The organism is Lachnospira eligens, from assembly GCF_009680455.1.
Taxonomy (GTDB): Bacteria; Bacillota; Clostridia; order Lachnospirales; family Lachnospiraceae; genus Lachnospira; species Lachnospira eligens_A.
The window spans coordinates 136618-156968 of record NZ_WKRD01000004.1 but is presented as its reverse complement, the minus strand read 5'-3'; the positions used below and the strand labels follow the sequence as shown (position 1 = coordinate 156968).

General features: G+C 37.7%; 24 protein-coding genes and 1 riboswitch. Of the genes, 6 read left to right on the top strand and 18 right to left on the bottom strand.

Annotated elements, in window-relative coordinates; all coding sequences use genetic code 11:
• Nucleotides 1–18: 18 nt before the first annotated feature.
• From GKE48_RS06325 to GKE48_RS06280, 10 genes are all read right to left on the bottom strand, one after another.
• Entirely contained in the window at nt 19–678 is a 660-nt protein-coding gene (locus GKE48_RS06325) for an HD domain-containing protein (protein ID WP_022097213.1), read from the bottom strand.
• 410 nt (nt 679–1088) lie between these two features.
• Nucleotides 1089–1232: a hypothetical protein gene (locus GKE48_RS06320; protein ID WP_154300684.1), complete on the bottom strand. Its 144-nt coding sequence runs from the start codon at nt 1230–1232 to the stop codon at nt 1089–1091.
• A 3-nt stretch (nt 1233–1235) separates the two neighbouring features.
• Nucleotides 1236–1646, bottom strand: a complete 411-nt coding sequence (locus GKE48_RS06315) for an HI0074 family nucleotidyltransferase substrate-binding subunit (protein WP_154300683.1) — start codon at nt 1644–1646, stop codon at nt 1236–1238.
• Nucleotides 1633–1923 (bottom strand): nucleotidyltransferase family protein, encoded by a 291-nt coding sequence (locus tag GKE48_RS06310; protein WP_154300682.1) that lies wholly within the window; start codon nt 1921–1923, stop codon nt 1633–1635. The genes GKE48_RS06315 and GKE48_RS06310 overlap by 14 nt, the downstream gene beginning before the upstream one ends.
• Before the next feature lie 62 nt (nt 1924–1985).
• Nucleotides 1986–2621: an SdpI family protein gene (locus GKE48_RS06305; RefSeq protein ID WP_154300681.1), complete on the bottom strand. Its 636-nt coding sequence runs from the start codon at nt 2619–2621 to the stop codon at nt 1986–1988.
• A complete protein-coding gene (locus GKE48_RS06300; protein WP_022097132.1) occupies nt 2614–2889 on the bottom strand; it encodes an autorepressor SdpR family transcription factor in 276 nt (91 codons plus the stop codon). Before GKE48_RS06300 ends, GKE48_RS06305 begins: the two co-directional genes overlap by 8 nt.
• Nucleotides 2890–2934: 45 nt before the next feature.
• A complete protein-coding gene (locus GKE48_RS06295; protein WP_154300680.1) occupies nt 2935–3075 on the bottom strand; it encodes a hypothetical protein in 141 nt (46 codons plus the stop codon).
• Between the two features lie 88 nt (nt 3076–3163).
• Nucleotides 3164–4915: a dihydroxy-acid dehydratase gene (gene ilvD, locus GKE48_RS06290; RefSeq protein WP_022097133.1), complete on the bottom strand. Its 1752-nt coding sequence runs from the start codon at nt 4913–4915 to the stop codon at nt 3164–3166.
• 21 nt (nt 4916–4936) lie between these two features.
• Nucleotides 4937–5170, bottom strand: coding sequence for an HPr family phosphocarrier protein (locus tag GKE48_RS06285; protein ID WP_021866832.1), 234 nt, complete (start codon nt 5168–5170; stop codon nt 4937–4939).
• A 53-nt stretch (nt 5171–5223) separates the two neighbouring features.
• Entirely contained in the window at nt 5224–6579 is a 1356-nt protein-coding gene (locus GKE48_RS06280) for a GntP family permease (RefSeq protein ID WP_055214050.1), read from the bottom strand.
• 258 nt (nt 6580–6837) lie between these two features.
• Between GKE48_RS06280 and GKE48_RS06275 the strand changes: the two genes are divergently transcribed.
• Entirely contained in the window at nt 6838–7530 is a 693-nt protein-coding gene (locus GKE48_RS06275; RefSeq protein WP_022097134.1) for a FadR/GntR family transcriptional regulator, read from the top strand.
• Nucleotides 7531–7612: 82 nt separating this feature from the next.
• A riboswitch (THF riboswitch) is annotated at nt 7613–7709 on the top strand.
• Nucleotides 7710–7770: 61 nt separating this feature from the next.
• Complete coding sequence (locus tag GKE48_RS06270; protein ID WP_206671572.1) at nt 7771–8388, top strand: folate family ECF transporter S component; 618 nt, start codon at nt 7771–7773, stop codon at nt 8386–8388.
• A 501-nt stretch (nt 8389–8889) separates the two neighbouring features.
• On the opposite strand, the gene GKE48_RS06265 is transcribed toward GKE48_RS06270, so the two are convergent.
• The 6 genes from GKE48_RS06265 to GKE48_RS06240 form a co-directional block, all read right to left on the bottom strand.
• Nucleotides 8890–9480, bottom strand: coding sequence for a nitroreductase family protein (locus GKE48_RS06265; protein ID WP_154300679.1), 591 nt, complete (start codon nt 9478–9480; stop codon nt 8890–8892).
• Between the two features lie 19 nt (nt 9481–9499).
• Nucleotides 9500–10045, bottom strand: coding sequence for a hypothetical protein (locus GKE48_RS06260; RefSeq protein ID WP_012740486.1), 546 nt, complete (start codon nt 10043–10045; stop codon nt 9500–9502).
• 51 nt (nt 10046–10096) lie between these two features.
• Nucleotides 10097–10861, bottom strand: a complete 765-nt coding sequence (locus GKE48_RS06255) for a Uma2 family endonuclease (protein ID WP_154300678.1) — start codon at nt 10859–10861, stop codon at nt 10097–10099.
• Nucleotides 10862–11240: 379 nt separating this feature from the next.
• Nucleotides 11241–11507 (bottom strand): hypothetical protein, encoded by a 267-nt coding sequence (locus tag GKE48_RS06250; protein WP_012740488.1) that lies wholly within the window; start codon nt 11505–11507, stop codon nt 11241–11243.
• Nucleotides 11508–11710: 203 nt separating this feature from the next.
• Nucleotides 11711–12904 (bottom strand): esterase/lipase family protein, encoded by a 1194-nt coding sequence (locus tag GKE48_RS06245; RefSeq protein ID WP_154300677.1) that lies wholly within the window; start codon nt 12902–12904, stop codon nt 11711–11713.
• Nucleotides 12891–13793 carry a LysR family transcriptional regulator gene (locus GKE48_RS06240; RefSeq protein ID WP_117913767.1) on the bottom strand — a complete coding sequence of 301 codons (903 nt, stop codon included), beginning with the start codon at nt 13791–13793 and terminating at the stop codon, nt 12891–12893. Before GKE48_RS06240 ends, GKE48_RS06245 begins: the two co-directional genes overlap by 14 nt.
• Nucleotides 13794–13894: 101 nt before the next feature.
• On the opposite strand from GKE48_RS06240, the gene GKE48_RS06235 reads away from it, so the two are divergent.
• From GKE48_RS06235 to pyrB, 4 genes are read left to right on the top strand one after another with little or no spacing between them, the layout of a single operon-like run.
• Nucleotides 13895–14683 (top strand): DUF4866 domain-containing protein, encoded by a 789-nt coding sequence (locus tag GKE48_RS06235; RefSeq protein ID WP_243138458.1) that lies wholly within the window; start codon nt 13895–13897, stop codon nt 14681–14683.
• Nucleotides 14670–16010 (top strand): threonine/serine exporter family protein, encoded by a 1341-nt coding sequence (locus GKE48_RS06230; RefSeq protein WP_154300676.1) that lies wholly within the window; start codon nt 14670–14672, stop codon nt 16008–16010. Before GKE48_RS06235 ends, GKE48_RS06230 begins: the two co-directional genes overlap by 14 nt.
• 37 nt (nt 16011–16047) lie before the next feature.
• On the top strand, nt 16048–17349 hold the full coding sequence (locus GKE48_RS06225; protein WP_154300675.1) for an adenylosuccinate synthase: 1302 nt from the start codon (nt 16048–16050) through the stop codon (nt 17347–17349).
• Complete coding sequence (pyrB, locus tag GKE48_RS06220; protein ID WP_154300674.1) at nt 17346–18302, top strand: aspartate carbamoyltransferase; 957 nt, start codon at nt 17346–17348, stop codon at nt 18300–18302. Before GKE48_RS06225 ends, pyrB begins: the two co-directional genes overlap by 4 nt.
• A 103-nt stretch (nt 18303–18405) precedes the next feature.
• Here pyrB and GKE48_RS06215 read toward each other — a convergent pair whose 3' ends face one another.
• Together GKE48_RS06215 and GKE48_RS06210 are read right to left on the bottom strand one after the other, a co-directional pair.
• Nucleotides 18406–18633, bottom strand: coding sequence for a GNAT family N-acetyltransferase (locus tag GKE48_RS06215; protein WP_154300673.1), 228 nt, complete (start codon nt 18631–18633; stop codon nt 18406–18408).
• Nucleotides 18608–20323, bottom strand: a complete 1716-nt coding sequence (locus tag GKE48_RS06210; protein WP_243138457.1) for a diguanylate cyclase domain-containing protein — start codon at nt 20321–20323, stop codon at nt 18608–18610. Before GKE48_RS06210 ends, GKE48_RS06215 begins: the two co-directional genes overlap by 26 nt.
• Between the last annotated feature and the right edge of the window lie 28 nt (nt 20324–20351).

Here is a 20351-nt window from a genome sequence, read left to right as displayed (position 1 = left end):
ATCCTCCTCTGCATATATTTACAGAACCTTTGAGCCATTTGCCATAAGTTTAAATGTTGCCCCCAGCATATCAGCTGCACCTCTGCACATCATCATTCTCCCAAGAAATATCTCAAAATACTCATACATTGAACATATCTTAGTATCAATCTGAAGATTAAGTGAAATTGTTTTCTTTTCTATATTCACTTTTAATTTATGTTCAGTAACCGCATAATTAACCCTGTCGTGTATATCAAATGCCGCCTTCCCTTTTTCACTTCTTACCCTGTCACGCCTTACATCTGTCTTATCAGCAATAATAAGTGCTGCTGATACTACATCAACTGCACCACCTGTTGATTCATCATGGTTAGAAATTGCCGATACAATTGTTATTCTGTCTTTAATATCCATGTCCGATTTTTTCAATATTTCATTAGCAAGTAATCCACCGTATTCCGCATGGTGTGACCTGTTAATTGCATTTCCAATATCATGCATATATCCGGCAATCTTAGCCAGTTCAATATCATGCTCACAATATCCGAATCTTTTAAGAATCATCGCTGCTGTATCAGCTACAATAGAGCAGTGAATCTGCGAATGATCCGTATACCCTAGAAGTCCCAGATTATAATTCCCCTTATTTATAAACTCATTAATTTCTTTATTCTTTTTTATTTCTTCAAATGTCAAAAAACCGCCTCCCTTTACTTTAAGTGTAAATGAGAGACGGCTTAACCGCTATCTTTGTTATGTAAAATAATGTAAAATCAATGTGAAATCATCTGTTAAGTGTCAGATGGCATTATCAAAATCTCATGTGCCAGATACCCGCTTCCTATAAATTCATAATATATCTCACTTTTATAGGTAAAATTCCTCTGTTTTCCCCTGTAAGTCCTGTGTAAATCACTTTCTTTTTATGAGTTTTCCTATAAATGTCTCATGTTCGGTAACTTTATAGGCAAATGTCTCGACTATTTCTATAGTCATCATTATTTCTGTCCTATAAAACTTTCAAAAATGCGACTACCTATAGGTATCATGTTATTCATACTGTCCAAAAATAAAATTCTTTCATGAACAATCAAACGATATTTTCCTTATACCACCCCAATATCCGCAAATACTCTTCCTGCCGGAATATTCAATACATTTTTCAAGTAATCAAAAAGCTCTGCAGCATATTTCAGTCTTGCTTTTGCATAGATTTCACCTTTGCCGTCAAAACGGTTTGTGTGTGTCATTATTTACTCCCAGTTACTCTCTGCTTCGTCCAACTTCTTTACAAGTGTATCTTTAAGAGCTGTAAACGCAGGAATAAAGCTGTCGCGTATCAGCAGAATCAATTCATCTACTTCCTCCTCATTATATATATGAACAGAGGTGTTGCGCTTTTTTAACATAAGCAGCCATGTTTCTGAATCATCTATAAACCCAAATTTATAACCAAGCTGCAGAATCTCTCGTGGTGATCCAGTAGAAGAATCTTCTACACCATGTTTTCTCATAATCTCCTGCAACGCTTTCCATGCAAGTTCAAAAGTAAGATTAAATTGTCCAATAACCCCTGTCCGGTATATATCATTAGTTTCTGCCATCTTAAAATCCGCATTTGCTAATATAGTCAGACAATTAATAAAGTTATCAAGCTTTTTCATAAATCACTACACCGTCCTTTTCTATCTCCTCTTTTAATTCATCTGAAATTGATACATCTGCCTGTACAATATCGAACATCAGGAGAGAATGTGTTTTTTCCTTAATATCCCAGTAAAAACCATCGAAATCTCCACCATACACAGCAATATCTATGTCACTCCGCTCCGTGTTCGTACCTCGCGCACGAGAACCAAAAAGTATGATTTTGGTAATAGAATGTTCCTTTGCAAAATAAACAATTTCTCTTAATATCCGGTCTGGTAAATTGTATTTCATATTCAATATTGCCCCCTTATCTGCACTCATTATACTTAATTCTGTTCATAAGCACAATAAACTTACCCCATTGTTTTCCGATAAAACATATATGAATAAACTACTGGCAGAATGCATGGTACAATGACTAGAGCAAGAAATATCCACACATTTTGAAATGGTGAGGTTACAATCATTGCAATTCCCCCAATTACCATACATTTTCCGCCAAATCTATGTGTATGATACCAGTTGTCAGAATCATTCAATGCCCACGGAATGCGAAAACCAATGCTATAGTTTGGTTTTACCTTTGGAATAAAATTGCCTAAAATAAGATACAAAATTCCAACTAACAATCCGCAGACAAATCCAATATTGAGCTTATATCCCCAATTATATACATAGAGAATATTGCAATTAACCAAAGAAATCACCGGACAAATCCACATAACAACACGGAATACCTTTTTGCTTATATTTTTTCTCTTGGGGTCAATATTAGTTGCAACTATACATATAAAATGAAAAAACAGCATCATTACCGGAAGTCCAAAGACTGCAAATGCTTTAGAACAATACCCATCTGGTTGATTGTCAACTCCAAAATGTGTTGCGACAGAAGCTGGCAACTGTCTCCATAAAAGTAAACCTATAAAGATTGGAAGTAATGTTATGACAGATGTTAATATTAACATTTTTTTATGTTGTTTAATCATGGTCTTTTTCTCCTTTTAATTCACTAATCCATAATAAAATCTCCTCAAGCACAGTAGCGTTAAGCTCATAATAAATATATTTGCCCTCCCGCTCGTCTCGAATTAAATCAGCTTCCTTCAAAACAGACAGGTGTCTGGAAACTGCCGCACCCGAAATTGAAAAATGATTGCTAATCTCTCCAGCAGACATTCGGGACTGTTTAAGCAGATTAAGTATCTCGCGTCTTGTAGGATCAGCAAGCGCCTGAAGCGTATCCTGCATGCTCACATTCATCCCTCCTTCATTTAACATTTAACTTAAATGTTAAATGAATTATAACACACCACCTTTATTTGTCAAGAACTCAATTCCTTTCATCAATGCTGAGTACCTTTCCGTCTTATTTTTAATATTGTCTTCATTAACACCATAATAACTATATAAATCTTTCCTCTCAAACTCTGCTATAAACACACTATCTTCCTATAAATTCATGAAAAATACGCTGGTTAAAAATGGTGGGAAGAACCTAATCTTCCCACCCCTTGTACATTTACTATTCTTATTTATCGTATTCCAGATAAGCACCCTTCATTGGGCTTGCTGCAAGTTCACTGAATAATCTTAATACACCCTTCTTATATTTGCGTTGTTTAGGTTTCCACTGTTTTCTTCTTTCCATAAGAATCTTGTCTATCTCTTCAGGTGTCATTCTCTTTCCTGCAACACCTACTATGTTAAGCTTTCTTTCCTCAACATCGATTTCAATAAGATCTCCTTCTTCAACGAGTGCAATAGGACCTCCATCTACTGCTTCCGGGCTGCAGTGTCCAATTACCGGACCGGTAGATGCTCCCGAGAACCTTCCGTCTGTAATAAGTGCTATACTCTTACCCAGCTCCTTATCACTGCTTATTGCCTCTGATGTATAGAACATCTCAGGCATTCCACTTCCTTTAGGTCCCTCATATCTTATAAATACAGCATCACCCTTCTGAACCTTATGATGAATTACTGCATCAAGACATGCCTCTTCGCTATCGAATGGTCTTGCATTAAGTACTGCCTTAAACATTTCCTTAGGGCAGGCTGTATGCTTAATTACTGCTCCCTCTGGGGCAAGATTACCTTTAAGAACAGCAATGCTTCCATTCTCTCCAATAGGCTTATCGTATGGTCTGATTATATCTTCCTTGGTAACATTTACATTGTAGCGCTTGTTGAAATCATCAAGCCACTTATTACATCTTTCATAGAATCCATTTGACTTAAGTTCTTCAAGATTCTCACCAAGAGTCTTTCCTGTAACAGTCATTACATCAAGATGGAGATGTTCCTTAATTTCTTCCATAATTGCTGGAACACCGCCTGCATAATAGAATACTTCTGCTGGCCATCTTCCTGCTGGACGTACATCAAGAAGATAATGTGCACCACGGTGTAATCTGTCAAATGTATCTCCTGTAATCTCAATTCCGAATTCATGTGCAATTGCAGGAATATGAAGCAGACAGTTAGTACTTCCTGATATTGCTGCATGTACAAGAATTGCATTTTCAAAGCTATCCATAGTTACTATATCTGATGGTTTCATATTCTTCATCTTTGCAAGCCTTACTGACTGTCTTCCTGCTTCTCTTGCATAGGCTAACAGGTCAGGACTTGTAGCTGGCATAAGAGCACTTCCAGGCAGTGCTAATCCAAGTGCCTCTGCCATTATCTGCAATGTTGATGCTGTTCCGATAAATGAACATGCACCACAGCTAGGGCATGCATTACATTTTGCCCAGTCAAGCTTCTCTTCGTCAATCTCGCCTCTTTCATACTGTGCACTGTACATTCCAAGCTGCTCAAGTGTAAGCATTTCCGGACCTGCATTCATTGTACCGCCTGGAACAAATACAGATGGAATATTAACTCTTGCAAGTCCCATCAGATTACCAGGAACTCCTTTATCACAGCTTGAAAGATATACACCTGCATCAAATGGTGTTGCATTTGCATGTATCTCTATCATATTAGCTATCATTTCCCTGCTTGCAAGACTATAATTAATACCGTCAGTTCCCTGACTTTCACCATCGCATATATCTGTACAATAGTACCTTGCTCCGAATCCGCCTTCTTCAGCAACACCCTTTCGAACCTCTTCCACAAGTATGTTAAGATGTCCGCTTCCCGGATGACTGTCACCATATGTACTTTCTACCATGACCTGTACTTTTCCAAGGTCTTCCTTCTTCCAGCCTGTGCCAATTCTCAAAGGATCTAATTCTGGGGCTAATTTTCTCATTTCCTGACTTACTAAACACATAATAATTACCTGCCTTTCTTCTTATCTTAATAAATTCATCTGTTCTAATTTTTCGTACACCTTGTCTTTCTCAGTATCATCCACACACATCTCTACATTGTCAAACTGTGGAAGACTAAATACTCCGAGCATCGACTTGGCATCAACTAAATACTTACCACACATAAGGTCTACATCTTTATCGCAGCCTTCTGCTATCTGTACCAGATGCTTTGCATCAGTCATATTGTTCAAACATACCGGTATTTTTACCATTTGCAACCTCCTGTTTTATATCTTCTTAATTAAATATTGACCTTTAATAATATCTAAGCAAATATTGAAATAATCAGACTTACAATTAATGCTGTTATACCTATAAGTGTTTCCATAATAGTCCACGACTTTAATGTAGTTTTCTCATCTATCTCAAGAAATGTTCCTACAAGCCAGAAACCAGCATCATTTACATGACTTAATGCTGTTGCACCACCACATATTGCACAACACATTGCTGCTCTGTATAACATGCTTGTTGCCATAACTGCAGGCATAGTTGCCATTATTCCTGATGCCATAGTCATTGCAACCATAGAACTTCCTACAGATGCTCTTACAAGTAATGCAATAAGAAATGCTACAAGTATAAGTGGCATTCCGCTCTTCTCCAATGCCGGACCTATTATATCTCCAAGTCCTGAATCCTGAAGCATCCATCTGATTACTCCACCACTTGCTATTACCAGAAGTATCATTCCGACTGGGCGTAATGAATGATCAAGTATCTTCTTTAACTGGGCTCCTGTATATCCTTTTTTTATTCCAAGGAAATACATTGCAGCAAGTGTTGCTATTGTCAATGCAAGGAATGGTTTTCCAATGAATCCCAGCACATTTTTCACATCGACCGGAATCGGCATGTATTTAGAAACAGTACTTACCAGTATTAATACAAGTGGTATAAGAATCACTCCAAGCACCAGTCCAAATGGAGGCAGTTCCTTAGAATCTTCCTTAATCTCTTCCACATTAACCGGTAATTTAGTAAACACTTTGTTTCCAATGAATCGTCCCCATATTACACCTGCTACTATCATACATATCAATGCAGTTGGGATACCAACCATAATCATCACTCCAAGATTAACTCCAAGTGAATCTGCCACGAGAACAGAACCTGCTGATGGTGGAACAAATGCGTATCCACTTGCAAGACCTGCAAGAAGCGGTATTGCATAATATAATGTTGACTTCTTAGTCTGCTTTGCAACACTGAATGCAAGTGGTATAAGTACAACCACACCTGCTTCAAAAAATACTGTTGTTCCTATAACCAATCCTGTAATTCCCAGTGCAATTCCAGCCTTCTTCTGACCAAGCTTATCAATAAGTGTCTGTGCTATTCTTTGTGCCCCGCCACTTACCTCAAGAATTCCGCCAAACATTGAACCAAGACCTACAAGTAATGCTATTCCCTGAAGCGTTTTGCCAACACCCTTTTCAACCGTATCTGATATCATTGTAAGCGGCATCCCTGCTCCAACACCTATGATAATAGCTGCTATCATCATCGATATAACAGGATGAAGCTTAAATTTGATTATTAACAACAGTAACACAATAATTCCGACTGCTGCCGCTATCAGTAATCTGGTTGGATTTGCAACAAATACTGTCTGCTCCATATCGTTTTACCTCCTAATCATCTGATGTATTCCAATTAATACATCATACCTTTTCTTTGTTTTTTGTAACACTTTTGTCTTTTTCCAAGATTTATTCCGAAATTCATCTGATGTATTTAATATAATACATGATATTTAGAAAATCAATACTGTAAAATTGCTCAATTTTTCTGTGCTTTTTTGTGCATTTTTTCATTTTGACAATTAAATGGAAGCATTATATCATTAATATTACTAACATAGGAGCATAGGAATCGTATGATGAATTTTGAATCTGATGAGAGAAATCTTCCACAGAAGATTTCCGAAGACATAATATCTTTTATATTAAATGAACATTTACAGCCAGGTGACAAGCTTCCTAATGAAGCACATCTTGCTAAAGAACTCAATATTGGAAGAAGTTCTCTTCGTGAAGCCATGAAATTACTTGCTTCACGTAACATTGTGACAATCAGACAGGGATCTGGAACATATGTAGCATCATCACCCGGTGTAGTTGATGACCCCCTCGGATTTACATTCATACCTGACAAAAAAAAGCTTGTCCAGGATCTGCTCGAAGTCCGTTTTTTACTGGAGCCAGCTATCGCAGCTATGTCTGCAACATATGCGGATGATAATGATATTGAGAAAATTGTTTCTTTGTGCGATGAAGTTGAAGAACTTCTAAAACAGAAAAAGGATCATACCCAGAAAGATATAGAATTCCACACCGCAATAGCAATGGGAAGCAAGAATCTTATTATCCCAAGACTCATTCCGATTATCAACAGCTCAATTCCTCTTTTTGTTGAGACAACCGGTAATGTTCTTAAAGTAGAAACTATTGAAACTCACCGTGAAATAGCTACTGCCATTGCACAGCATAATGCAATCAAGGCACAGGATGCCATGACCATGCACCTGATGTACAACAGAAGATGCATTAATTCTAAACAGAATTTATAATATATTGTAAACAGCCTTCATATAATGCTTTACATTTATATAAATATGTGCTTTAATAATGCCTGTACAAATCAATTATATAAGCAGAGTAGGAATATGTGCGTTAAGTGCCATATGGACAGGGAGTTGCCATACGGACGAAAAGATTTCTTGCGATACATAATCCGCATCCCGCTGCTACATATACTGGTCAACAGCCTCTTATGTAGTGCGAATACTACTGCAAAGGAGGTTATTTTTATGTCAATTCTATTAAAAAATTTTGCATTTTCAGCAAAAGAGTTCAGATGTCTCAAGTCAATTGTTGCTGCGGCACTTCTCGTCGCACTTCACACTGTTTTAGCAGTTTTTGTATCTATTAATGTAACCCCGGCACTCAGAATTTCAGTATCTTTCCTTGCTAACTGTGCAATTGGATACATGTTCGGTCCTGTTATGGGATTCATGTGCGGAGGACTTGGTGATATAGTCCAGTATATCATTAAGCCAACCGGTCCTTATTTCCCGGGCTGGACATTAAGTGCTGCTTTAGCTGGACTTATCTATGGTTTATTTTTCTATGACTGCAATATCAAAATTTCCAAGAAAAAAATAACAGGTGAAAAACGCAGCCTTTTAGAGATTATAGATTTCAAATTCCTTATTAGAGTTGTGCTTGCCCTTACTATTGATACACTTCTTGTAAATGTTCTTCTTGGAACATACTGGTGCAGCATAATGTACGGCAAAGGATTTATGTTTTATCTTACAATGAGATTTACCAAAAATCTAATCCAGCTGCCTATCAACATTTTCTTAACTTACAATGTTATAGGAATCGTTAAAGTAATTAATAATAAAATATATAAAAACGAATAAACAAAACGCAGGATATAGTGACTAACTCCCATATATCCTGCGTTTTTTGATTTATCATTGCTTACTGCGTATTTAATCCGCTCTCCTGCTAATCTTTGCATGGCTTCAATTATTGATATGGAACTCTTATGAAATAATTATATCATGATACCTATCAATAGTCGCATATTTAAAAGGCTTATATGATAAAAGCGGTGTGTATCTATATTGATAGTCGAAAATAAGCCTATAAATTGATAATATCTAATGTGATTTATAGGACTTTTCTTTAAAAAGATAGTGTGACATGAGACAAAAGGCAAAAATGAACCTATAATGAACGGCTTATTTTTTAATTTATAGGAAATCATCAACGTTTCATTCTCTTTGCAAACGGGAATTTCACGAACTAACTACATTGTCAAAAATTTCATTACAAAATTCACCATTATATCTTTTTCTTCTGGTCTTGACTCTGCAATCATAAGCGTAATCGCAACCAATGTTCCGTCTGTGATTTACCTATCTGTACTCAACGATTTCTTCTAATAGTTTCCTTGGTCTTTTAACCGGAGCTTCATCAGCAAAACCAACCGCAACAATTCCTGTCAACTGAATGTCTGTTCCGATAAATTCCATCAATTCATTATAAGCAAAGCAAGTATTGGCAATCCACAAGGTACCCAATCCATATCCCGTTGCTGTCAGAATCATATTTTCAATTGCCGCACCTATGGACAGCGAATCACAAATTTCAACGATTCGTTTCTCATTTTCAATACTTGCAAATGGCGTGTGCTGATTAGTATTAAGCACTGCTATGAGACATGGAGCCTCCTTCATGATTCTGACTGTATTCTCAGCATCTGGTATGGCAAATGCCCATTCAGGCATTAGTTCATGAGTTGTTTTTTCTGAATTTATACCATTACGCATGACATCAACCAATTTATCTTTTTCTTCACCCTGATATACAATAAATTTCCAAGGCTGCCTGTTTTTTGCAGATGGTGCAAGAGAAGCACTGTATATAATCTCTTCAATTAGCTTTCTATCAAGCTCATCCGGCTTATATTTTCTTATACTTCTTCTATTCTCAATTTCTCGTATCATAGAATCATCTCTCCATTGTTTATACCCTCTTATAAATAATTGGTTCATCATATCCAAAAGTTCTTTTTCCGTTAACTTCCATGCTTTCAGATACTTCCAGGCAGCTATCAGAAAACTTTTCCCAAAGCTTAAATGTCATTACCGGTGAAAACTGGCTTATGCTGCCTCCCTCCCAGATTCCACTCTTTTCATGATAAAGTGCGGGTGTAAACTTTTCAGATTTTTTCAGTTCAGCATAATCAACATTCTTCATAGAATTATATGAAAATGTATTCTTGTCTTCTCCTGCTGGAATTTCATATGAAGAAAGAACAATTCCGTCGTCAGTTTCCATAATAAGGAAAATATGTGGTGATGCATGGCGTTTTCCATTGGTTTCATAATAACTTTCTTCAACAACAAATTTCCCATTAAAATCCTTAGGAATGTTTTTTATTTTATCATTACATATAGTATTGATGTGTTCTGCATAAGGATATATTTTTCCTGCCTTCTGCATCATATCAAACTGTTCTTTGTTATCAAAATGTCCTGTCATCATTCCTATAAATTTATCAAGTTTCATCTTATTTTTGCCTCCATCTTTAAATTTTATATAATTAATTTCGATGATTCACTACTCTATACCATCCTTAAGCCATTTGGCAATATTGGTGAAATCTATCTTAAGATTATCATCATATATATTCACCGGAACTGGCTTGTCAAATCCATAAATAACAGGATACACATCACTCTCGAAGAAATACACCAGAACCTTCTCCTGCATGTAATCAACTATCCAGTATTCACGCACCCCTGCTTCAATATACTTGGATAACTTCAAAGTGTAGTCCTTTTTCTTAGTAGATGGAGAAATTACTTCTACAAGAAAATCCGGTGCACCATATACACCAAAACGCTGAATCTTAGAAGAATCACATACAATGCCGACATCTGGCTGAACCATAGTCTTTTCATCACAATCAAGCTGTACATCTACTGGTGCAATAAAAGGACGACAGTTACCACCATTCTCCACAATAAAATTAGCAATCTGACGATGAATCTCTCCTCCAATTGACTGATGTCCAAAGGTTGATGAAGCCATATCATAGAAATATCCATCAATCAGCTCACCCCTCTGTTCATCAGGCAAAGTACGGTAATCATCTACAGTATAACTTCCGTTCCTCTCATATCTGTTGTATACATGCTCTCTTACCTCAAGCGGTTCTTCAAAAAAATGCTCCAAAGCCAGAAGCGTATCGTATCTTGGATTCACCGTCTCCCCGGAAAAAATCTTCTGCACAGTACCTAATGGTACACCTGATAAATTGGCAATCTGTGCATATGTATAACCCTTTTCCTTCTTCTTATCCTTCATCTCCTGAATAGTCATAGCAATACCTCATTATGAAAAAACAAGAATATCTGTTACCATTTTGATAGTAATAAAATATCCATATGTCAATCTGGAAATATCCAAAATATATCCATTTCATGTTATGCACTTCCATATTTTAACCGTTTTATGATTGAAATAAGAACATTTACCGATAAATTATCCGACATAACCACATTTGACATGATAACACTGTAATGAAATTATCAAGATGATTGCCGGAGATGGAAAGATTTAATCTTTCTGAGAAGGACGCTGAGCAGACTATCTGAAAAGATGACAAGCGACGCGCCGACAACTACCACTACTATACAAACCGTATGTTAGGCGCTGCTGGCAACTTTGATATTACACTGAATACTGAACTTGGCTCTGATTATATTTTTTCTCTTCCAACCAGTTCTCCCCAATCATATTCCCCATCAAGCATCAGATCACCGTTAAATTCCATTGCCCGTTCTTCCAGTGATTTATGTTTATTACTAGTTGTTAATTTGTCATATAAAATAATCTCTTTTCCTGTATTTAAAAGCGAAAGATTCGCATTCACACAATCTTTAATATTTCGCAAAAACTCCAATCCCCCTATACATATAAAAAGGCTCTGCCTCACATCAGCAGAGCCTCTGACATTTTCCTTCAAAACCTATGGTTTCTAGCCAGATTGTGGTAAATGTCAAACCCGTATAAAGCTCATAAGGCACTGCTCTCTGGCACAACACCTTACTTCTTAGCTTGGCAGGTACTCAAGTTACCTATCTTTAATATTATATTACCTATCTTCAAGAAATATGTCAATTACAAATATTTTATTTTACTAAAAATTTATAATTTGTATTTTAAAAATCAAAATCCCATCTTCTTAAGTCCCGCAACAACCTGCACATAAAATTCCCGAACATCAAATCCTTTAATGTTCTCCCTGTTAAGATCTATCATATCACCATGCGATATGCCTCTTTTGCCGCTGACAGTAAGAAACTGATAGTTCTGTCCCCATCTAAAGGATTCTTCTCCAACAAGTCCGTCATTTGGTCCGTCAAAATATTTCACCAGTGGATATGTAAAATTAAGTGGAAATCTTCCAGAAGCCGGATGGTTTAGTTTAGAACCAACTGACTGATAATAAATGTCTGGATTATCCTTTATTTCATTGTTGAATTCACTGCATTTTTCTGATGTAAGGTCATATACGGCAGCAAGAAAATCAGGGTTAATGTCTCCAAGTTTAGCCGCTCCCGCGTTATATGTATTGGCAACCATCTGCTGCTGTTTTTCAGGAATTTTGCCAAGAAGGTAATCAGCAAACTGACAGCCCCTGTGTGGTGTATTTATCGTTGTAAGAGAAGCCACATAAGGTGCAATATCTGTAAGCGCTAACGCTGCCCTCATGTCAAGTCCTCCTTTTGAATGAGCAATTACATTTACTTTCTCACAACCTGTCTCTCTTATAATCTGATGAATCCTTTCTGCCAGCTCTTTAGCACTGTCTCGCACAGCCGCAGCACTGTTATGATTTCCATAGTAAATCACTGCACCATTAGCCTCAAGCTCTGCCGGTATTCTTCCCCAGTAATTAAGATGTTCAAAATCCCTGAAAAATACGCCATGCACCATAAGAACAGGATATTTCGTACTGCATATCCGCTGTTCTTTGCGCTGCAGATTTCTCTTAGCACGCATTTTCTCCATGCGGACTTCCTCACCAACTGTCTTTATAATAATATGAAGCATGACAAGATGTGCAACAGGTATCCATCCACACACGATTCCAAGCACTCTCCATCTGATTCCAAGCTGCTCAGATGTCGCATACACCATAATAATTCCTATCCAGAATATTATGCTTTCCACAAGAATTCCTATCCCTGCCCGGATAAGCCAGTAAACTGGCGTTTTTACTATTCCTGCCGGACCGCCAAACCATTTTTCATAACAGCCTGTAAACCCTATTATCAGATATATTGATAATATTACTGTCGTCCAGCAGAATATTTTCAGCATAATTCTGCCAAAGTTACATACTTTAATTCTCCCCATAATTAATCTCCCCTATTGTTTTTCTCAACTTTCTTGCCGCCGAACTCACCGGGTGTCTGCTGTCATAGACAAGACATATATTTCTCTTCGGAATATTATCCTTAAGAGATATCTTCACAATCTCTTTCTTATCAATCGATTCCTGCGCCATTGTCTCTGGTAAGAATGCAAGTCCTAATTCACATTTTACAAGAGGAAGTATCTGGTCTGTTGTCGCAGCCTCCGTATCAGGCTCTAATTCAACCCCATGTGACATAAATAAATCTTTATAGAATCTGAATGTCATAGTCTCTCTGCCAAGGCATATCAGTGGATAATCCGTCAATTCTCTTATTGATAATTCCTGACTTCCCAATGCTGTAAATGTAGTTCCTCCGACAAGTATTTCCTGAAAAGAATGCAACACCACCGTCTTTAGTGATGAATCTGCGTACACAGGTGATGATACCACTGCAAAGTCTACCAGTCCATTTTTTACTGCATCAACCGCCTCCGGCGTTGAATGATTATATATCTTAAGCCGGATTCCGGGATTGACCATGTGAAATGCTTTTAACTTATCAAGAAGAAATATATTAAGCGCAGTCTCACTTGCCCCTATGGAAATACTGCCATGTGAAAGACTTGCACTGTCCGCAAGCTCTTCTTCTGCTGCCATAAGCTGTGTCATAGCCGCTGTAACCCTTATATACAGTTTTTCCCCCTCTGGTGTAAGCTGTATTCCCCGGTTATTTCTTACAAACAGTGTTGAATTAATCTGCTGTTCCAGACAGTTCATTGCCCTTGTAACATTAGGCTGGCTGCTTCCTAACGCCTGAGCAGCTTTCGTAAAATTCTTGTACCTGGCTACATAATAAAATATCTTGTAATACTCAAAATTAACGTCCATAACTTATCACTCCGTAATATCTGACATATCATATTGTTATAGCATTTATATCAATTATAGTTTTTACTTATTTCTGCCACAATAGTATAATCTAGCCGAAAATGAAAAACAAGAAGGAGCTGATGATTATGAAAGAAAAAACTATCTTTCCAAGAGAAGAAAAATCTGAGGTTTTATTTGATAAAATTCTAAATGACCCATGGGCTTATAATAAACTTTTCCAGACATTCTGTAACAATCTGTTTTGCAATGATGATTCTGAAGCAATACTTTCTCCGCTTCAATTCACGGAAGCATTATTCAACTGCTATTCTAATAAAGACTTATCTGCATTTCTTATGGCTATCACGCAAAATACCATGTTTGATTTACTGAGAAATTCATTTCTTATTCCATACCGCTTCAACGCTGATGGAAAGCAGAATCCCATAATTATGACCGACGATAAAGGTATGCTTCTTCCAGAATTTGCTGATTCTGTTCACGAAAAAGACTATCAGCATTTTTATAACATTTATAAGAACCTTGATAATAATAAAAATATGTTTCTTGCCGAGGCTTACAGATACAGTCACACATATGGTGATGACCCGTCTGTAGTTGAGCAGCAGATTCTTGAGAGAAGCACTGGTATACTGCTTATCCGCGAACTGCCTGACACTGTCAGAATGAAGGAAACCGAGGCAGAGGCCTATAGTGCTGTATGGGATCTTATGCTTGAGCTTGAGAAGAATCTTCCAATGGCATACATATTCTATGGTCAGGATTCATTCGTTGAACACAATGAACATTTTGATGAACTTGGGATTTTCCTTCCTAATTCTATATTCTTACGAAACCTTGAACACCATGTTAAGAAAGCAGAGGCGATTATATATGCCAAGGACTAATTACATTGACATTATGGAAAAAAATCATATGGAAATTCCGTGGCACGACTATACGAATGCCGACAGCAATGCATTAATTGCTAATGCAGACCTTATAGAAAAAGCCTCCGTTATCGGTCGTGTAGGTCTGATTATGCTATCATGCGGCACTGGTGCATGGCGTGTCCGTACATCTATGAATAAGCTATCCAAGGAACTTGGAGTAACCTGTACCGTGGATGTTGGCCTTATGTCTATTGAATTTAACTGCTTTGATGGTAATGACTGCGTATCACAGTCGTTAAGCATTGCCAATACCGGTGTTAATACCTCCAAGCTTTACAGAATGGAACAATTTGTTGACAATTTCCCTAATGAAGAGGCCCACCTTACAGGTGAAATGATTCATAAAAGGCTTGATGAAATTGAACAGATACATACCCTGTATTCACCGGTAAAGCTTGGACTTGCCGCCGCTCTTGCATGTTGCGGATTCACATTTCTGCTTGGCGGCGGTCCTATAGAGATGCTTTTCGCATTCATTGCAGCCGGAACAGGTAATCTTATAAGGACAAAGCTTATTAAACATCATTTTACACTATTCATGAATATAGCAGTTTCTATATCTGCATCATGCCTTATATATGCAATTCTGCTTAAACTTGCTATTCTGATGTTTAATATCCCTTTTGTACATGAAGCCGGATACATATGTTCCATGCTTTTCATAATACCGGGATTTCCTTTCATCACCAGCGGCATTGACCTTGCAAAGCTCGACCTGCGGTCAGGTATTGAAAGGCTGACATATTCAATAATTATTGTACTGGTTGCTACTGTGTTTGCATGGATTATGGCTTTATTACTGCATTTACAGCCAGAAGAATTTACAACATTACATATTGGAAAAATGTTACATCTGATATTAAGACTTGTTGCCAGCTTCTGCGGTGTGTTCGGATTCTCTATTATGTTTAACAGTTCCGTTCCAATGGCGGCAATGGCGGCTCTTATCGGTTGTATTGCCAATACCCTGCGTCTTGAACTGGTTGATTTTACAGGCATGCCTGCCGCTGCTGCCGCATTTATTGGTGCTGCCACTGCAGGACTCCTTGCCTCATTTATTAAAAATTATAATGGATATCCTAGAATATCACTTACAGTTCCTTCCATAGTTATTATGGTACCCGGACTTTATTTATACCGTGCAATATACAATTTCGGCATAATGTCCCTGACAGAAGCGGTCTCATGGTTTACATCAGCAATTCTGATAATTGTTGCACTTCCGCTAGGACTTATATTTGCCAGAATTATTACGGACCGCACATTCCGTTATTGCACTTAATATTAACTATACATTTATATAAGGAGGAATTATTATTATGCTTACTTCTGTAACAGGTATTAACTGGGGCGACGAGGGCAAAGGCCGTGTAATTGACCTTCTTGCTGAAAATGCAGATATAGTCGTCAGGTATCAGGGCGGCAATAACGCCGGTCACACCGTTGTAACTAATCAGGGAAAATTCGTTCTTAATCTACTGCCATCAGGAATTCTTCACCCAGATGTAATATGCATTCTTGGTGATGGCATGGTTGTTGACCTTGAACATCTTGCCAATGAAATAAAACAGATTGAAGACAGAGGAATACAGATTAATCCAAAACATTTGAAATTATCTAAAAAAGCTACAATATCTATGCCATGGCACAGGATACAGGATGAACTTGAAGAAAACAGACTGGAACGAACCGGCTCTGCTTTCGGTTCTACAAGACGAGGCATAGCATATGCCTACAGTGACAAATACAGAAAAAAAACTCTGCGTCTCGGCGACCTGCTTCACTTAGATGATACAGCTGTACAGGCAAGACTAAAAACTATTCTTGAATCCAAGAACCTTGAGCTTGCCGGCTGCTATCATCAGGAGCCTATGTCATATCCGGCACTTCTTGACTGGTGCAGGGAACAGGCTGAAAGGTTCAGCAAATACATATGCGATACAGGCACATTTATAGACAAAGCATTATCCTGTGGTAAAAAAGTTATTCTTGAGGCTCAGCTTGGTGCATTAAGAGATATTGATTACGGTATCTTCCCTTACACTTCAAGTTCATCAACTATATCTGCCTATGGTCCTATCGGTGCAGGAATTCCCGGCAGACACGCTGACCATGTCGTTGGCGTGCTTAAAGCTTATTCTACATGCGTTGGTGCAGGCCCATTTGTTGCTGAAAATGCTGTTTCAGAAAAATGGCAGCAGGACTTAAGAGAAGCCGGAGGTGAATTCGGTGCTGCAACAGGCCGTCCTCGCCGTGTTGGTCCTTTTGATGCAGTCGCAAGCAGATACGGACTCAGATGCCAGCATGCAGACAAAATCGCACTAACCAAGCTTGATGTATTAAGCTCTATGAAAGAAATTCCTATAATTACAGGCTACAATGACCCAAACGGCTCTCTGGTTGAATTTGACCCAACTGATAACCTTGATTCATGCACTCCTGTTATATACAAAGTTCCCGGCTGGGAAGAAGATATATCACATTGCAGGACATTTGACGAGCTTCCTGCTAATGCAAAAAATTACATTAAAACAATTGAGGATATGCTTCATGCAGAAATCAACTTTATATCTGTCGGTGCTAAGAGAGATGAATATTTATTAAAAGGAGAGTGGCTATGAGACATCTGATAACCCCTATGGATCTTTCCGTTGAAGAAACTATGAATATATTAGATCTTGCGGAGCGGATATCCATTGGACCACAATTATATAAGCATGTTGCCGATGGCAGACAGCTTGCTACACTTTTTTACGAACCAAGTACCAGAACCCGTTTATCTTTCGAGTCTGCTATGTTAAGTCTTGGAGGACAGACACTGGGCTTTTCAAGTGCAGCTCAGTCTAGTGCTTCCAAAGGTGAAACCGTTGCTGACACTGTAAGAGTTGTAAGCTGCTATGCAGATATAATTGCGATGAGACATCCAAAAGAAGGTGCTCCACTACAGGCATCAATATATTCACGCATTCCTATAATAAACGCAGGAGACGGCGGTCATGCACACCCTACACAGACACTTATTGATATGATGACTATAAGACAACGTAAAGGAAGGCTTAATAACCTGACTATTGGTTTCTGTGGCGACCTGAAATTCGGACGGACAGTACATTCCCTTGTCAGTAGCCTTACCCGTTTCTCTGATAATAAATTCTACTTCATATCTCCCGAAGAATTGCGGATTCCAGATTATCTGAGAGACGATGTATTAAATCCATCTAATTCAACTTATGAGGAAGTGTCAAGCCTTGAAGATACTCTTCCTAAACTTGATGTTCTGTACATGACAAGAGTACAGAAAGAAAGATTTTTCAATGAAGAAGAATATCTCCGTTTAAAAGATGTCTACATTCTTGACGAAGAAAAGTTAAAGCTGGCTGATAAAGATATGCCTGTTCTTCATCCTCTGCCACGAGTCGATGAGATTTCCCTTGATGTCGATGACAATCCAAGAGCTGCATATTTTGACCAGGTCCAGAATGGTAAATATATAAGAATGGCACTAATCATGGCATTGCTTGGTATTACTGATCCGGTAACCGGCAGAACAGTTCTTGATACACACAGCCTATAACTAAACATTCCATATAAAAACTGCCATCCGCTAAACTTAATGTTAAACGGACGGCAGTTTTATGTTTTTATATATTTATCCCCAGACTTCTTCCGGTTCTGCGTTATGCTCCCCTGTCCTTAAAACATCCGGCATATGCATAACCGACAATCTGTCCATTGTCAACTGCCTTGATATATGGATATCTGTCTGAAATATTCACAATTCTTTGTCTGAATTCTTCTACAGAAGGCACATCATATTCAAATGTTATCGCTGTATACTTAACATATGGTGCATATATATCAAGAAGTTCCTCTGCATCTTCAATTGTTACATTCTGAATTTCCATAATTTTCTCTCACTGTTTCAAGATTAGTTATCAATGCATATATTACTCTTCCATATCGTCCATTCTCAACAATTCTTCCATGGTCAAACACCTGTATATGACCGCCATCTGCTTTCTGCATATAAAAATGCGTATATCCATTAGTATGTCCTTCATCTATCTGCTTCCATATATCCGCTATAACAGCTTCCCGTTCATCCACTCTAATGATATTACGGAAACTTCTTTTTGTATATACAAGCAGTTCATCCATGTTCTTACAGCCTGCAAATCTGATAAATTCACGGTTTGCAAAAAGAATTTCATCATCATTCTTATCTGCTTTGTATATGATAAATGCTCCTGGAAGATTTTCAGAAACATCTTTAAGTGCAAAACCAAGCTGTGTACGAATATCCTTTCTGAGTCCGTTCTTATATGCCATGCAGCCATTCTTTCCACGAAGTTTCACCTCATAAAGTGCAGTATCAGCACAACGCATGAGCTTTGATGGTTTGTCAGCATGAACCGGATATTCAGCATATCCAACTGATATAGTGAACTGATGCTCTTCACCTTCATATTTAAATGACCGTTTTAACTTTGTGAATTCCTCCAGTTTTTCCTTAACATCAGCACATGTACAATCTGGCAGGAAAATACAGAATTCATCACCACCGTTTCGTCCTAAAAGCACATTTTTATCAAAAAACTTCTGCATTCCCTCGGACAATACCTTAAGTGCCACATCGCCATAAGCATGACCATACATATCATTGATAGTCTTAAAATCATCAATATCAAATTCTACTCCTACACAGTGATTATCCGGATTCTGCTTAAGATACCTTGTTACTCTTTCATCATATCCATGACGGTTATTTATTCCTGTCAAAGCATCTGTTATAGCCAGCTTCTTAAACTTCTTTCTGTGTTCGTCAAGCACAAGCAGAGCACATGTAAACCCTGTAAGAAGCAGTACAATAATAATTCCGCCTATTCCAACCGCATACAGATATATTCTTTCAGACTGAGTCTTATATGGCATTATATCAAGCTTCCACTTGCTGTCTCCTATATCAAATGTATACGAAACAGGATTCTTTAACTCTTCTTCCGAGCCATACACTTCTTCAAATTCAGACTCCCACGGAAAAGCAGTTTTATATAATGTATAATTATAACCAAAATCTGAAAGTGCTTTCATTGAATCAGCAAAAATCTCAGGAACACGGATTATAACTATTGTAAATCCCCAGAAATCTTCATGTCCGTTTTCTTCAATGTATACAGGTTTTCTTACAGCTATACCATATTCTCCCTGCTTTAATTGAAATGGTCCCTGCATTGTAACAACTTTATTATCTCTTCCATAACGGCATATTTCACCACGATCTTTATCATTTAACAGATTAATCTTTCCCGCATCATTACCTTCCTGAGGATAAATATCTGTCACAACACCACCTGGTGCAATCTGTATACTCTGAACAGAATCTGTCATCATCTCCTCTGCTATCTCATAGAATTTATTAAGCTGTCCATCATTACTTATAATTATCTGTCTTAATGTGTCCGAAACGCCTATGCCTTTCATAATATCTGTCTTCATACGCTCGGCATAAGTCATTGCGTTAAGATTCGCCATTGTCCTGTTCTGCTTATTCTGTTCGTTATTTATGCTGCATACAATACCTGCCACAGCACTCATTCCGATTATAAATACAACTAGTCAAATA